Source organism: Halomonas sp. H5, from assembly GCF_050613175.1.
GTDB lineage: Bacteria > Pseudomonadota > Gammaproteobacteria > Pseudomonadales > Halomonadaceae > Bisbaumannia > Bisbaumannia salifodinae.
Genome location: NZ_CP192510.1, coordinates 2,716,582 through 2,731,647, shown reverse-complemented (window position 1 = coordinate 2,731,647; position 15,066 = coordinate 2,716,582). Strand labels below are relative to the sequence as shown.

Here is a 15,066-nt window from a genome sequence, read left to right as displayed (position 1 = left end):
AGGAGTAGGCTTTGTTCGACAGAGAGTCGCTTTTCCACATGCTGGCCAATAAGGAATGGGATTCTATTGCGAAAACCATGTATCAGAACTCGAAGCTTATTGGCTCAGACCCGGTGCTCGCGCAAGCAATCCGGTTGTTCGAGTCCGAATTCTTCGCAGAAACCGACTCGCTACCACCAAGGGAAAAGAAAAAAGTATATGAGTATCCAGGCCTGGTAATCGAGTTAAAGCAGCATGCGTTCTCAAAGTCATTTGTAGAAAAGTTTATTGACAGAAAGCTTGCTCTACTAAAAGAAACCAAGAGCGATAGTCTACTGAGTTATGCGGCCCAACACCAAGATCGACCACTGGCGGTTCAAATACTAAAAGAGATCCAAACAAAAACACCGGAAGTGTTAGCTGATGCGCATCGTCAGAACGTTTCCATCAAAGCCACGACTACCACTAGCGAAAGCCAGAAAACCACGAGGTTGTTCAAATCTCGTCAAGAACAGCTGTTTTTCGAGGCGGTGAGAGAGACGTTCCCAACTTACCACCCCTATCCTAATGTGGCAGTAAGCTGCGTTATTGATTATTCTTCCATAAGAGATATTTTGAGCGCTGAAGCTCGCGAATACTTTTTCAAAGCGATCATTGACAGCGTCGTCTTCGATAGCGGTAAAGGCTATGAGCCGAGATTCTTTATCGAGTTGGATAGCCATTACCATGACAATGAGCGAGCGGCAAAAAACGACCGCATGAAAGATGAAATATTCAAAGCGGCAAATGTCAAACTGATTCGAATAAGAGCCTATGATCAGAACGAAGCTACCGTGGAAAGATTCAAGAAACTGGTTTTAGAAGTGATGCGTGGCTTATGAGTAAAAAGAAAAAACATCTAACAATCGGCTCCAAGGGACGTCGGCGCTGACGCGCCGCCGCCCCTGAGCCTAAGCGTTAGGTTCACAGGAGAGTATGTGCAATATTCTGATTGGTTGTACTGGTTTTGGATTAAAAGGCTACAGAAGGGGCGCTCTTTAGAACGGTGGGCTTTACGCCATCTGCATCATAGGGACTATTTAAATGTACTCGCGGAGAGAGTTATTGAATTTAATAAACTTCATCATCGACCATGTCGCGTACAAATAAATTCTATCTGGATTGATGGCACACCACAAGCGACTGCAAAAGCTAGAACTAAGGAAGTTAAGTGTGAATTGGCAGACTTACTTTATATAGTTGAAGAGTTGAATCATAAGGGCGATAGGGTTTGTAGAAAAGGCATATTGCTACAAGGCAAGAACACTGTTCATCCTAGGAAGATTGATAGCGGTAATTCTACAAAGAAAGAGCGATCGTTATTTGAGAAGCTTGATAGGAACGATGAGCTAACATTAAATACTGGCGTAAGTAAGAGGTCTAAAATAATTGGACGGTATTTATTAGATTCAAGCGTAAAGGAAGGCCTTTCAGATTGTGCTCGATTTTTGCTGATGCCAAAAAAGCGCTGCCGGTTTATCGACTTTGTTTTTAACTACTCACCATTTCATGTAACTTGGCCAAAAAGGGAAACATCCAATGAAATGGTTGTTGGGCAGGGTTTAACGGAAGCAGTGTTGGGGATGTACAACGGTAGTGGTATTGGAAGAGAAATCATTGCACCTACTAAGTGCGAGTGGTCACGAATGGTGTTGGATTTAGAGAACAAATATAAAGGCGTAGAAATGAAAGGATATGATAGACAGCAACGCCATTATTCTTCGGATACTTGCTCTTTCGCTGTTCATAAACGCTTTTCGCAAAATCCGCAGGTCGATGTTGAAGCTGACGGCTCAAATGGTGATCTTATTGAATTCGAAACTTTGCCGTATATTTCAATTATTAAAGTAAGTGTTCAATATCCTGAGCAAGATGAACCTAACAAACGCGTCAATTAGGACGCTCGCAAGCTCGCGCCTATTACGCGGGCGTTATGAGCAATGGTGACCTATGGGTAACTATTCTGATTTGGAGTCGGATTTTGTTGAGAGAACGATTCGCCTGATTGGGCAGTATACGGATCTGATTCAAGATCTCCCTTTCAGGGAGCAATTGAATTACACTCTAACAATCAATTGCTTACTCGGCCTGATAGTTATGCCGAAAGAGCGAGTGATTACCTACATCCCGAGAATTGGCTTTGATGAACAAAACCGCCGGGAAATGGGGCTCAATGATTCCTTCATTGATGAATCAATAGGCGACTTGAAGGGGTTGATCCAAAATCTAAGACACTCAGTAGCCCATTTTGATATCGAGGTTATCTCGGACTGCGAAGAGCGCTTGATTGATTGGGTTGAATTCAAAGGGTCGGGAAACCAACCCGAAATAATTGCTAGATTTAGAGCGGCCGAGATATTTCCGTTTTTACAATATTATTCGGCTCGGCTTTTGGAGAATATGCGTGATCATAGAGGTTGAGGCTCATAACCAGGATAACCAGGGGCTGCAGCCGACCGGTTTTCCGCTGCCGCTCCAAACCGGCGGCTGAGCCCAGGCGTTATACGATGGTCGTGCAAAGTCCGCTTGCGACCCAAAGCGGTCATTAGGAACGATCATGTTGATCCCAGTGAAAGGAGTTCATGTGAGCCAACAAGAAGAGAAGTACCCGGCCAGCGCCATATCCTCCTGGAGCGGTTTTGTTTACCAAGGGAAAGTTGCACTATATCACTCTCTCAAGCTTATTCACGATGACGACTTGGAATTCGAGCTTCAGCTAGACAGTAGTGACGACTTCGCTATTTATAAAAATGGAAAACTACACACAGCCCATCAAGTCAAAGCGAAGATAAGTGACTACCGGAGTGGATACACCAAGGCGTTAGAACAGTCTACTTTAATCGAACACGATAAAATCAAGGGAACTAAGCGCTACTTCCATGTATCCGTCCCTTTAAAAAACACAGAAAATCATATAGGCGCAAGCGGAGAAACGGTAGAATTCTACTGCTACGGAGACAGCTATCATTGTGGGCTGGGTGAAATTGAAGGGTTGACCAAAGAACTCATAAAAAAAATATGTGAGAAACAGTCCATCACTGTCAGTGATAATCTTATAAATTTCAACTACTGCTTACTGTCAGAAAAAATCAGTACCAAGGCAATACATATCCATAAGTTAAATCAAGTTGACGGAATATCAGGAAAAAGAGCCGCATACGAGGACCGTATCAAGGCCACAGAAATCTTAGAGGACCTTCTGACCCAAAACCCCTATCAGAATAGGGATTACTATGCAGTTGATCTAAAGGCAAGACTCCAAACTCATCTAGAAGAGAGGCTGGATCAGGCACTACCAACAATGAGTGATGCCACCTATGAGAGAGCCCGGCGTCTGTGCGAGCACATTCGCGAAACCCATGTCAACGAGTTGAAAACCTTATGTCAGATGATGAAGCCCTCTGAGCGGTTTCAAGACGTTCAGACGAACGACATCAGGCGATACACTAAGCTCATCCAAGCTATTTCGGCGGAACCCATATTTAACCATCTCCCACACTATCTCGACGGAGAGAATCGATTCTACGTACCTACCGCTCTTGACGTAGATGAAGTAGAAGAGTGTGAGTCTGACATGATTCGCGAAATGAAAAACAACGAAGATCTGCTGATACTACTTTTTGACTACAACCATCTAATTGCAAGCAAAGCGGAAACCTCATTCACCTTTAATACAAAATTCACAAGCTCGGATGACTTCGACAACAAGCAGGCCACTGAAAAGCTTGAAAGCAATATCACCAAGCCGCTATGCATTAGTGTAATGACAAAAGACGACGCGGAGGGTCGACTAAATGATAAAGCAACTCATTGATGAAGCACTTGTTGCTCATGGCTTTGTGAATATGCGCGAATTGGACACCACAAGCTTTTATATTCGTGATTCCGGATCTGCCATCAGATTCGCAGTAGTACATAATCTTGATGAGCTCACTACACCTGCCGAGCTGAATAGCCAAATCAATCACCTTGCTCCTGAGGAATTTCTCAGAAACCCAAGCTTCAAGAAAAACTGCGATTTAATTTGCATTCATCGCCTTAACGTTCTGGCCGAATTCAAGGATCAAGAAGAAGATATCTTCGCAATCGAAGAAGATCCGCACTTTTATAAAAAATATGTCCTTTATTACAGTGCTGCGGAAGAAAGTGCACTCACTAATTTCACATACAACAAACTGGTATCTGTGATTGCTGACAAAAAGGAATTTCTTAATTATAAAGAAAACCCTCTTGAAGCTTCACAATACAGCTTCGCTGCCAAGACCTTTATCAAGTTTCCTTTCTTGGAGCTACCTAGTCATCAAGGAAACCTCGTGTCCTTGAGACAGCAAGCAACTGAGGCCGTTGCAGAAGCAGGCTTGAGCGATACGTATTCGACTATTCAGCAAGTCACAAACGCAAACGCCGACGAAGTGATTAAGGGAATGATTAAAAATGAACTGGCAAATATCCAAGATTGAAGTATCTAGCTTCAAAGCATTCAAGCATATCTACTTGAATCTTGGTGAGTCGTCCTTGCTAACTCTTGACGGCCCGAACGGTTATGGTAAGACCAGCATATTCGACGCCATTGAACTGCTGCTCACTGGCCAAATCAATCGAATACAAAACCTATTCTCTACTTTACTAACCAAGAACAAAAGGGACTACGCTGACAATCTCTTCTGGAACAACCGCTCCGGCGAGAACGATCTCTGCATTAAAATTGAATTCATTAATTGTGAGCGTAAACTTATTTTAGCAAGGCATTGCCCAGCTGCGATATTCAAAAAACCAGCGAACAATCGTGCAGACAAGTATGAAAACTTTAAGCTTTACGAGCTGCCGGAATTTGAATCATCTGACTTCACCGTAACAAATCAGCGTGATAATAGCTTTCTTGACGAAGTTTTCGGAAAAAACTTTAGGGAAAACTTCTCCTTCCTGAACTATCTGGAGCAAGGACAGAACCGGCTGCTACACACTCGGGTAGATGAACGCAAGGATAAACTTGGAAACATCTTTAATATCAGCGACATCGAATCCGAGATCGAAAGCTGCAACACCTTATACAGCAAACTCACAAAGTACATCAACAATCCTGAACGTAAGGGAAAAGCTTTATCACTAAAAGAAGAGATAACCAGCTTAAAAAGCACATTGCAGGCAGAGACAAGTAACGTTGAGTACAAAAAACTCTCCACGACTGATGTCCAACCAATATGGGACAAGGAGATCCTATTCTCAACGTACTCAGCGGCAGATCATGCTGCCTGCCAGGAATCAGTTCGAAAAATTATTGCCCTTCTACCGCTCAAATCCACGATAAAAACTAGGGTTCACAACGAGGCAATCGAGGCCGACATCGAACGTAACGAAGAATCTCTGAGAAGCTTGGCTCAGTTCGGTAAAGATCTTGATAAGCTTGATGGGCTTGAAGCAATCAAGAAGCGGATTGATGAACTGGAGCGTTCAGCGGCTATCATCAAGCGCGGAGCCTCGATGATTAAGGTCGAAGAAGCTCAATCACTACCAAACTGGGCGGATGGGCGCCTTGAGTGGTTTGAGTTACAAATTGAATCCCGAAACAGCCTACGTGATAAAAGCAGCGCCAATGCGAACGTCATAGCCGAATTGGAACGCCTTAAAAGTCTGTTGATTGATGAACATAAGAAGTCCTATCCCGATGATCAGTTGTGCCCTCTTTGTGGTACGGACTGGGAAGATCACAAGTCAATGGTGGCTGCTATTGAAGCAAGAACTAAGCAGATCTCTGAATCACTAAGCAAGGGCGGTAAGGACTTAGTTGACATTATCGCTGCTATGGATGCTGAGCTGAAGCGCATCGACACCCATATCCAAGACAGCTTGAACGTTCTCAGGCCTACATTTGAACCAAATCTTCATGCAGAGCTGACCAAGATTAAGCTTCGGCTCCCAGCAATAACCCAGCTAATGGAGAAGCTGAAAAGCGACAATATTCAATTTACTGACTCATTTACGGAAAGTGATGACGTAGTAAACGAGCGACTTGAAAAGCTCAAAACGACTCTAAGGAATAAAAAACAGATTGAAGCTGATGCTTTAGCGCTGCCGGAGGACTGGCGAGAAACAACAAGAAGCGCCTTCAAAGACCTACAGGACTTCTACATGATCACGGCTGAAGACTTGAGGGATAAAGAGCAGTACATATCGATTAAAGCTAACGAGGCTCAAAATGCCAGGCTCCAAACCTGTATTTCCGATCTTGAACTTATCGAAAAAGAAACCCTAGCGGCCCAAAAAGCACAAGATAAAATCAAAAAGCTCCGCGACACACTGAAGGAAACAGAGCAAAGGTATACCGACCAGACAATTTCGGCTATTGAGCTGATATTCCATATCTATAGTGGCCGACTGATCCAAAACTACCAGCGTGGTCTGGGCCTATTTATCGAGAGCCGAGAAGGTACACAGTTGAGATTTCTGACTGCCGAGAAGTCTGAGCACGACGCAGTCATGTCCATGAGTTCTGGTCAGGTGTCCGCTCTTAGCCTTGCATTCTTTCTGTCACTCAACAAGGTCTATGCTAAGGTGCCTCTCATTTTGATTGATGATCCGTCGCAATCTCTGGATGAAATCAACGTTGCTTCCTTGACCGACCTGCTACGTTGCGAACTCAAGCAATGCCAGTTGATTGTCTCCTCGCATGAGGACGATATCTCGGCCTATATTCGCTACCGGTTCAACAGGGCAGGTTTGAAAACAAGTTCGCTCAATATGCAGCTCTTGGCGAAAGAAACTTGGTAAAAGCCGCTTGTGGCTACCTGGCAGAGCTGGGTTTTCGTGATGGTAATCTAGATAAGTTGACCCTCGTGGAGGTGTCCGCTATCAGTATGCTTACGTCAGACTAAGGAAAGTAGGCCAAGGATTGACAAGGAAAAGAAGTCAAGAAGCTGGATCTGGATAGTTTTGGGAGATAAACGAGTTGGTTATAATGTCCGCAATTGGGCGGATGTGGGCATGGCGATGATGGTGCAGATCACGTATAATAAGTTGCTGTACGCGGATAAATTACTCGCTGCGCTCGAAATTTACCGGTGAGCAAAGCGTTGAGCCTGTAGCAAAAGTCCATGTGCTTCAGATGGTCGCGCTCGTACGCGAAGTCTGGTCGAGCTTCTGATGAGAACTGGTCTGGATTTTACGAGAGAGTACGAAAAGCAGTGCAAAAATTGACCAACTCGAGGATTTTGAAAGGCTCGTTCCTTTTGCTACAGCCTCGTTAGGGCTCTAGGAGGGTGAGTGGAATTACCGAAGCATACACGTAATGCCTTGTTCGTTACCGCAAAAATCCAAGAGCTTGGGATTTCGATTGAAATACAACAAAAAATCGGCGTTTTCGCTGTTGCTTGGGGAATGTTCGAATCGCATCTTGAGCGTGCTGTGTGGACCCTCGAAAAGGAAGAAGTTGAAGGCAATAGGCCGTCAACTGACAAAACATCGGCCCATAAATGGGTAGGCATTCTTGCCAGTGGTAGCAATGAGCTGAGCGCAAAGGCAAATGAGGTCCTTGGGATCGCAGCAACAGCAGCAATCGATCTTATGAGTTATCGCCACTCCTTGTTCCATGGATACCTAGTCCCGCTCGGGGGTACGGCAATGTTCATTCGCAATCCGGGTTGGAACGGCGAAGTTCGTAATCGAGAGGCCGGTGATGCTCAAGTTGATGAGAATATTATTGATTTAGCTATTGATGCGGCTTGGGTACTTTTTCGTCTGGTCATAGCTGTCACCAAACTTCGTGACGAAGATGGTATTGAAAGGATCGAAGAGTTCGAGTCAGAGGCTTGCCGCATTAAAAGCAATGCAAACGAGGTTAGGCATATAGCCTCCCTCGCGGCCCACGAGAAATACTAGGTGTCTGGCAGCCCTAACAATCGCAAACAGTCGGAATTATTTTCCGTTCCTTGTTTTTCGGTTTGCGCTACTCTACCGTAAAACAATCCACACCAAATATTCCGCTGTTGCGGGCGTTGAGGCTGTAGCAAAAGTCCATGCACTTTAGAAGAGCACGCTCGTACGCGAAATCTGGCCGGGCTTCTGATGCGAACTGGTCTAGATTTTACGAGAGAGCACGAAAATCAGTGCAAAAATTGATCGATTCGAGGCTTTTGAAAGGCTCTTACCTTTTTCTACAGCCTCGTTAGGCGTAAAGAGGAAATTAAATGTACACCGGCTTCTATGTCAGCAATGACCACATATACGGCCGCTCTGGCTATACCCGGTTCTACATTAGTAGTGGCCACATCTATGGGCCCAGTGGCTATAGTCAGTTCTACATCAGCAATGGCCATATCTATGGGCCTAATGGATATACGCAGTGTTACTTTAGTAACGAGCACATTTATGGGCCGGCCGCGGCATTGCCATGGACATAGCGCCTAACAAGCAGCGGCAGGCGGATCAAATTTCTGCTCGTTCCTCGCTCCAGTTTTTCCGCTGCACTGGGCGTTGGGCGCCACAATCATGAAGGTTCACGAACTACGTAGCATTCAAGATCGCATCCGCTGGGCACTGAGCGCAGTCAGCGCCCACACTGGAGAAAACTGGACGCAGTCTCATACCTTCGAGAATGGAGAAGAGCACCGTTATCATGTTCACGGGATCAAGTCCCTCACCCAGCTTGAGGATGAGCTTCTTAATGCATTTGTTTGGGTGTGGGCGATGAAGGATTACCTCAAAGCAGAAGCGAGGCTCCGTGGGAAAGACCCGAGACAGATTGAACAAATTGCAAATGGCAGCATGCCTCTCCTATTGGTTTCCGATGTCGCAAACGGGATTAAGCACGGCTCGCTCGATAACAGCCGATCCGGTCATTTCGCCACCATTGGCGGCGTCGGGGTGTCAATGCCGCAGGAGTCGATTGCTTCCATCTCGTTTGGTGCGTTTGACGTCACAACCCAGATTGAGAGGCCCGAGCAGGCTGAGTTCAAAGCGGATGTTGTAGCTGCTGAGGGCAATGTACTCGGAAGTGCGCATCAAGTGCTTCAAGATGCAATAGAGGCATGGGAGCGTGATGCGCTGGCATATCTTAGCGTAGCCCAACCAGCCGCTGAACCCGACGGGCCCACCTGCAGCGGGCCCGCGGGCTAGCTTCCACGTTAAATCTCGCATATGTCCGATCATCTCAGCCATTTTTACCATTCCTCCTTCGCCTCGGACTGGCGACAGGTTCGCCCCTCTTGGGCGGCCTGCGTACCTCGGGACATGCCTTCTCTCAATGTCTGAACCCTGGCGGCGTGGCGCTCGGTTGCTGATTCGATTCTTATCGGGGCCTCCGCTGGGGGAGCGGCAAGTGGTACCTTAGTGCCCTTTCAGGAGCACAGGCATTGACCAGAAGCGGGGGGCGGCAATTCGCATGGCGACACTCATGATCCAGGGCACCACCTCGGATGCCGGCAAGAGCACGGTGGTGGCGGGGCTGTGCCGGGTGCTGGCCCGGCGCGGGGTGTCGGTGGCGCCCTTCAAGCCGCAGAATATGGCGCTCAACAGCGCGGTGACGGTGGATGGCGGCGAGATCGGCCGCTCCACGGCGCTGCAGGCGCTGGCGGCGGGCGTCGCGCCCCATAGCGATATGAACCCGGTGCTGCTCAAGCCGGAGAGCGACCGGGGCGCCCAGGTGATCCTGCGCGGCCAAGTGCATGGCCATATGGATGCCCTGGATTACCACGCCTACAAGCGCGAGGCGAAGGTCTCGATGCTGGCGGCCTGGGAGGCGTTGTCGAGTCGTTATGACGTGATCATCGCCGAGGGGGCGGGGAGCCCGGCGGAGATCAACCTGCGCGCCAACGATATCGCCAATATGGGCTTCGCCGAGGCGGTGGACTGCCCGGTGCTGCTGGTGGGGGATATCGACCGGGGCGGGGTCTTCGCCCAGTTGGTGGGGACCCTGGCGCTGCTCAGCGAGAGCGAGCGCTCACGCACCCGGGGCTTTATCATCAATCGATTCCGCGGCGACCTGGCGCTGCTCGAGCCGGGGCTCGACTGGCTGGAAAACCATACCGGCAAGCCGGTGCTGGGGACCCTGCCTTACCTGCAGGGCCTGCTGCTGGACGCCGAGGACAGCCTGGGCCTGTCGGGCCACCAGGCCGGCGAGCCGGCGCTGCGCGTCGTGGTGCCGGCGCTGCCGCGGATCAGCAACCATAACGACTTCGATCCCCTGCGGCTGCATCCGCGGGTGGAGCTCACCTTCGTGGGGCCGGATCGCCCGATACCGCCCGCCGACCTGATCATCCTGCCCGGCAGCAAGAGTACCCGCTCGGACCTCGCCTGGTTGCGCGCCCAGGGCTGGGAGAGCGCCATCCGGCGTCATTTGCGCTATGGCGGCAAGCTGCTGGGGATCTGCGGCGGCTTCCAGATGCTGGGGCGGGTCATCGAGGATCCCGAGGGCCGCGACGGCCCGCCCGGCAGCAGCGAGGGGCTGGGGCTGCTCGACTTCACGACCCGCATGGGCGCGGCCAAGCAGCTGCGCAACGTCAGTGGGCACTTGCTTGCCTCGGGGGCGGCGCTGGCCGGCTATGAGATCCACCATGGCGTCAGCGAGGGGCCGGCGCTGGCCCGGCCGCTGTGCGAGCTCGATGGGCACCCCGATGGCGCGATCAGTGACGATGGCCAGGTGCTGGGCACCTACCTGCATGGCCTCTTCGATCAGGCCGAGGCCTGCGCGGCTCTGCTGGCGCTCTGCGGGCTGGAGGGCGAGGGCGATGCCCTGGTCGATACCCCGGACTATGCCGCCCATCGTCAGCGCGACCTGGACCGGCTGGCGGATAGCCTGGAGGAGCATCTGGATATGGTGGCCATCGAGGCGCTGGTATCCCGCTAGCCGGGCTGACCGAACCATCACTTGCACTGCCGAACGCACAAGGCCCGCCATTTGGCGGGCCTTGTGCGTAGGTAAGGGCTTACTGGAGGACTCGCCTAGAGCGAGAGGAAGAGCCCGGCCAGGGCGGCGCTCATCAGATTGGCCAGGGTGCCGGCGGCCACCGCCTTGAGCCCCAGGCGGGCGATATCGCTGCGCCGGTTGGGGGCCATCAGCCCGAGGCCGCCCATCAGGATGGCGATGGAGCCCAGGTTGGCGAAGCCGCACAGGGCGAAGACCACGATCGCCTCGCTATGCGGGCTCAGCTCGCCCTCACGGGTGGCCAGGTCGGCGAAGGCGACGAACTCGTTGAGGATGATCTTCTCGCCGATAAAGCTGCCGGCCAGCACCGCCTCCTCCCAGGGGATGCCGATCAAGAAGGCGATGGGCGCGAACAGCCAGCCGAGGATCAGCTCCAGGGTCAGGTCGCCGTAGCCGGCGAAGCCGCCCACCCAGCCCAGCAGGTTGTTGGCCAGGGCGATCAGGGCGATAAAGGCCAGCAGCATGCCGCCCACGTTGATGGCCAGCTGTACCCCGGAGGCGGCGCCATTGGCGGCGGCCTCGATTACATTGGCGGGTTGTTCCTCCTTGGGCGTCTCCAGCACCTCATCGATGCCCTGGGTCTGGGTGCGGGTCTCCGGTACCAGCATCTTGGCCATTAGCAGCCCCCCCGGCGCCGCCATAAAGGAGGCCGCCAGCAGGTACTCCAGGGGAATGCCCATGGCGGCATAGCCGCCCAGCACGCTACCGGCCACCGAGGCCAGGCCCCCCACCATCACCGCGAACAGCTCCGAGCGGGTCATGCCGCCGATAAAGGGACGCACCGTCATCGGCGCCTCGGTCTGGCCGACAAAGATATTGGCCGACGCCGAGAGCGATTCGGTGCGCGAGGTGCCTAGGAGCTTCTGCAAGGCGCCGCCGATCAGGTTGATCAGCCAGCGCATGATGCCCAGGTAGTAGAGCACGGCGATCAGCGAGGAGAAGAAGACGATGATCGGCAGCACCCGCAGGGCGAAGACGAAGCCGCCGCCGCCGAACAGCTCGAACATCTGGTCGCTGACCAGGCCGGCGAACATGAAGTTCATGCCCGCCTGGGCGCTGTCGATCACCGCCTGGACGCCCTGGGTCAGGCCCAGCAGCAGGGTCTGGCCAAAGGGGATATAGAGCACGAAGAGCCCGAGCCCCGCCTGAATGGCCAGGGCGCCGAAGACGGTGCGTGGGCGGATGGCGCGGCGATTCTCGGAGAGCAGGAAGGCCAGTAAGAGGACGGTAAGCACACCGACCAGGCCCATCAGGGTTTGCATGGGAGGCTCCAGTTGACCAGGGAGAGCGGATGAAGGGCGCGTACCTTAGCGCAAAATCGCGCGAGATTGCAGCTATGGCTAGCCTATTCGCCTATCGTCACCCATGCCTCAACGCTGGATTAGCGGGGAGGGGGCTGGCTTTGGCCGGCGGTTTTTGTGGGAGCTCACGGTTCGGCGTTCCGACTTCGCTGAGCGATTGGCGCCGCTAGGCGCCCTTGGGTGCCGACCAGGATCGCCCTGCGGGCGATATCGCGCGGAATCCGCGCTCCTACAGAAACCATGGTGGCGGCTTGAGGGCAACATAGAATCTCCCACCACCCCGGTGACAAGCCCGGCCCACTGGGGTCCAGGTTAGTCGGCCGCTTGGGTATGCAGCAGGATCTCCACGCGGCGGTTGGCGGCGCGGCCTTCGGCGCTGGCGTTGTCGGCCAGGGGGCGGGTGTCGGCATAGCCGATGGCGCGCATGCGCGTGGCGTCGATGCCCTGGCGCTCCAGGTCGCGCAGCACGGCGCTGGCCCGGGCGGTGGAGAGCTCCCAGTTGGAGGGGAAGCGCGCCGTGGCGATGGGCACGTTGTCCGAGTGGCCCTCCACCGAGAGGCGCCCGGGGAAGCTCTCCAGGGTCGGGATCAGCCCCGAGAGCAGCTCGCGGCCCGGCCCGGTCAGGGTGGCGTCGCCGCTGGAGAAGAGCAGCTGGTCGTCGATGCGCAGGGTGATGCCCTGTTCGGTCTCGGCCACGCTGACCCCCTCGAGATCGAGCTGCGCCACCGGCTCGCGTCCCGCCTGTTCACGGTGCAGCAGGCCGCTGCCGAGTGGGCCGGCGACCCGGTCGGCGGCCTGCAGGGCGGGAATCGTCAAACGCGGGGCGCTGGGCTCGCTGCTGGCTTCCCCCGACGAGAGGCTGGTCATGGAGAGCAGCAGCACGAAGAGGGTGATCAGCAGCGTCAGCACGTCCAGGTAACTGATCAGCCAACCCTCACCCTCACCGCCGTCACCCGGCGCGTGCTGGGGCAGCAGGGTCGCCGACTGGGTCGGCGGCGTGGGGGGCGGCGGGGGCGGGGCCTCGGGACGCCCCTTCAGGGAGCGCAACTTAGCCATTCTGGTGAGCCTCGTCGGGATCGATGCGCCCCTGGTCGCGGATCTCGTCGTGGTGATGGGCGATAAAGGAGTTGAGGGTCTCCTCGATAAAGGAGGGCAGGCGCCGCTTGCTGATCAGCGAGACCCCTTCCAGCACCATGTTCATGGCGATCAGGCGCTCCTCGGTGCGCCGCTCCAGCTTCACCGCGATGGGCTTGAACACCAGGTTGGCCAGCAGGATGCCGTAGAAGGTGGTGAGCAGGGCCACCGCCATGCGCGGGCCGATCACCTCCAACTGACCCGCCTCCATCACCTCCAGCATGTTCACCAGGCCCACCAGGGTGCCGATCATGCCGAAGGCCGGGGCATAGGTGGCCATCGTGCGAAAGATCTGCGCCTCGGCCTGTTCCCGGGCGCGCAGCCGGGCGATGCGCCAGCGCAGCAGGTCGAGGATCTCCTCCTCCTTGGTATTGGCGATCACCAGTTGGATGCCGGTGCGCAGGAAGGGGTTGCGGGTCCTGTCCAGGGCCGCCTCCACGGCACGCACGTCGCCCTTGAACCAGAGTCGGGCGATGGCCACCAGTTCCTGGATATCGTCGCGCATATAGGTGTTCTCGCGACGGAAGACGATGCCCACCAGGCGCACCACCCGCACCACCTCCTTCAAGGGGTAGCTGATAAAGGTGGCGGCGAGGGTGCCGGTGATGACGATGGCCAGCCCCGGCAGGTTGATAAAGCTCAGCGGCGACTCGGCGGTAAACAGCAACACGCTGGCCAGCAGCAGGCTGCTGACCAGGATGCCGATGATCGTCGAGGGGTTCATGAACACACTCCATTGCGCAGGGATCGATAGTCGGACTATCGGCAAGGGAGCGGGGAAGTTGAGGCGCCAGACCTGATCTGGATCAAGTCGTGGCGAAGAAGCGCCTGGGATCGTCGCTGATCACGCTATCCACCCCCCAGTCCCAGCAGGGGGCGAAGGCCCGCGGGTCGTTGGCGGTATAGCAGAGCAGCCGGTAGCCGGCGGCCTTGATCGCCCGGGCCCGCTCGGCCTTGAGGCGGGTCCAGTCGGCATGCAGGCTGAAGGCGGCGAAGCGCTCGGCCTCGGCCTGCCAGGCCTTGGGGATCTTCTCGAAGAGCACGCCCAGGCGCAGCCGCTCGGGGTCCGGCACCAGGGCGCGGGCGCTCTCCAGGGCGCGGGTGTCGAAGGAGGAAACGATCAGCCGCTCGGCGGGCAGGGCCTCGAGCAGGGGCGGGATCACCGCCTCGGCCAGCGCCACCGGATCGCGGCCGCGGCACACCTTGAGCTCCAGGTTAAGGCCCATGCCCCGGGCCAGCAGGAGTTCGAGCATCTCCTCCAGGGTCGCCATGCGCTCGTCGCGAAACGCCTCGCCGAACCAGGCCCCCACGTCCAGGGTCTTGGCGGCGGCCAGGTCCAGCTTGTGCAGGCCGCCGCGGCCATTGGAGCAGCGCCGCACGCCGCGGTCGTGCCAGATCACCGGGGTGCCGTCGCCCAGCAGCTGCACGTCCAGCTCGACCCAGTCGATGCCATTGGCGTGGGCGGCACGCACCGCGCTCAGGGTGTTTTCCGGGGCATGGGCGGAGAGCCCGCGGTGGGCGATCAACTGGGGCAGGGCAGGGGACGCGGTAGCGGTCATGGGCTAGCCTCTGGGCAGGAGTGCCGGAAGATGCGTCGCCAGTGTAGCCGTTTCGGCGACGCCTTCGCAGCCTACCTTAATTCCCTCGGATGACGGCCCGATGACCGTCGCGGGGGCGGATATGCTAGGCTGCGCG

13 protein-coding genes are annotated in these 15,066 nt (G+C 54.3%); 9 read left to right on the top strand and 4 right to left on the bottom strand.

Going from position 1 to position 15,066, the window contains the following annotated elements:
- The first annotated feature begins 11 nt into the window (after window positions 1–11).
- The 9 genes from ACQ1W9_RS12650 to ACQ1W9_RS12610 all read left to right on the top strand — a co-directional run bounded on the left by ACQ1W9_RS12650 (window position 12) and on the right by ACQ1W9_RS12610 (window position 10,858).
- On the top strand, window positions 12–860 hold the full coding sequence (locus tag ACQ1W9_RS12650; RefSeq protein WP_431023695.1) for a DUF2726 domain-containing protein: 849 nt from the start codon (window positions 12–14) through the stop codon (window positions 858–860).
- A gap of 96 nt (window positions 861–956) precedes the next feature.
- Window positions 957–1,916: a hypothetical protein gene (locus ACQ1W9_RS12645; protein WP_431023694.1), complete on the top strand. Its 960-nt coding sequence runs from the start codon at window positions 957–959 to the stop codon at window positions 1,914–1,916.
- A 52-nt stretch (window positions 1,917–1,968) separates the two neighbouring features.
- Window positions 1,969–2,439: a HEPN family nuclease gene (locus ACQ1W9_RS12640; RefSeq protein WP_431023693.1), complete on the top strand. Its 471-nt coding sequence runs from the start codon at window positions 1,969–1,971 to the stop codon at window positions 2,437–2,439.
- 163 nt (window positions 2,440–2,602) lie between these two features.
- Window positions 2,603–3,832, top strand: coding sequence for an ABC-three component system protein (locus ACQ1W9_RS12635; protein WP_431023692.1), 1,230 nt, complete (start codon window positions 2,603–2,605; stop codon window positions 3,830–3,832).
- Window positions 3,813–4,478, top strand: a complete 666-nt coding sequence (locus tag ACQ1W9_RS12630; protein ID WP_431023691.1) for an ABC-three component system middle component 1 — start codon at window positions 3,813–3,815, stop codon at window positions 4,476–4,478. The genes ACQ1W9_RS12635 and ACQ1W9_RS12630 overlap by 20 nt, the downstream gene beginning before the upstream one ends.
- Window positions 4,453–6,786 carry an AAA family ATPase gene (locus tag ACQ1W9_RS12625; protein WP_431023690.1) on the top strand — a complete coding sequence of 778 codons (2,334 nt, stop codon included), beginning with the start codon at window positions 4,453–4,455 and terminating at the stop codon, window positions 6,784–6,786. The genes ACQ1W9_RS12630 and ACQ1W9_RS12625 overlap by 26 nt, the downstream gene beginning before the upstream one ends.
- A gap of 492 nt (window positions 6,787–7,278) precedes the next feature.
- Window positions 7,279–7,893 (top strand): hypothetical protein, encoded by a 615-nt coding sequence (locus tag ACQ1W9_RS12620; RefSeq protein WP_431023689.1) that lies wholly within the window; start codon window positions 7,279–7,281, stop codon window positions 7,891–7,893.
- 609 nt (window positions 7,894–8,502) lie between these two features.
- The gene (locus tag ACQ1W9_RS12615; RefSeq protein WP_431023688.1) at window positions 8,503–9,129 is read left to right on the top strand and encodes a hypothetical protein; all 627 of its coding nucleotides are present in this window, start codon (window positions 8,503–8,505) and stop codon (window positions 9,127–9,129) included.
- Window positions 9,130–9,394: 265 nt separating this feature from the next.
- Window positions 9,395–10,858, top strand: coding sequence for a cobyric acid synthase (locus ACQ1W9_RS12610; protein ID WP_431023687.1), 1,464 nt, complete (start codon window positions 9,395–9,397; stop codon window positions 10,856–10,858).
- 95 nt (window positions 10,859–10,953) lie between these two features.
- On the opposite strand, the gene ACQ1W9_RS12605 is transcribed toward ACQ1W9_RS12610, so the two are convergent.
- The 4 genes from ACQ1W9_RS12605 to ACQ1W9_RS12590 form a co-directional block, all read right to left on the bottom strand.
- On the bottom strand, window positions 10,954–12,198 hold the full coding sequence (locus ACQ1W9_RS12605; protein WP_431023686.1) for a NupC/NupG family nucleoside CNT transporter: 1,245 nt from the start codon (window positions 12,196–12,198) through the stop codon (window positions 10,954–10,956).
- Window positions 12,199–12,549: 351 nt separating this feature from the next.
- A complete protein-coding gene (locus ACQ1W9_RS12600) occupies window positions 12,550–13,293 on the bottom strand; it encodes an OmpA/MotB family protein (RefSeq protein WP_431023685.1) in 744 nt (247 codons plus the stop codon).
- Entirely contained in the window at window positions 13,286–14,095 is an 810-nt protein-coding gene (locus ACQ1W9_RS12595; protein WP_431023684.1) for a motility protein A, read from the bottom strand. Before ACQ1W9_RS12595 ends, ACQ1W9_RS12600 begins: the two co-directional genes overlap by 8 nt.
- Before the next feature lie 82 nt (window positions 14,096–14,177).
- Window positions 14,178–14,930, bottom strand: a complete 753-nt coding sequence (locus tag ACQ1W9_RS12590; protein WP_431023683.1) for a glycerophosphodiester phosphodiesterase family protein — start codon at window positions 14,928–14,930, stop codon at window positions 14,178–14,180.
- Between the last annotated feature and the right edge of the window lie 136 nt (window positions 14,931–15,066).

Coding starts and splice junctions, on each gene's coding strand:
- ACQ1W9_RS12640 (WP_431023693.1), top strand. CDS start 1,969: ATGGGTAACTATTCTGATTTGGAGTCGGATTTTGTTGAGAGAACGATT.
- ACQ1W9_RS12630 (WP_431023691.1), top strand. CDS start 3,813: ATGATAAAGCAACTCATTGATGAAGCACTTGTTGCTCATGGCTTTGTG.
- ACQ1W9_RS12625 (WP_431023690.1), top strand. CDS start 4,453: ATGAACTGGCAAATATCCAAGATTGAAGTATCTAGCTTCAAAGCATTC.
- ACQ1W9_RS12615 (WP_431023688.1), top strand. CDS start 8,503: ATGAAGGTTCACGAACTACGTAGCATTCAAGATCGCATCCGCTGGGCA.
- ACQ1W9_RS12610 (WP_431023687.1), top strand. CDS start 9,395: ATGGCGACACTCATGATCCAGGGCACCACCTCGGATGCCGGCAAGAGC.
- ACQ1W9_RS12605 (WP_431023686.1), bottom strand. CDS start 12,198: ATGCAAACCCTGATGGGCCTGGTCGGTGTGCTTACCGTCCTCTTACTG.
- ACQ1W9_RS12600 (WP_431023685.1), bottom strand. CDS start 13,293: ATGGCTAAGTTGCGCTCCCTGAAGGGGCGTCCCGAGGCCCCGCCCCCG.
- ACQ1W9_RS12595 (WP_431023684.1), bottom strand. CDS start 14,095: ATGAACCCCTCGACGATCATCGGCATCCTGGTCAGCAGCCTGCTGCTG.
- ACQ1W9_RS12590 (WP_431023683.1), bottom strand. CDS start 14,930: ATGACCGCTACCGCGTCCCCTGCCCTGCCCCAGTTGATCGCCCACCGC.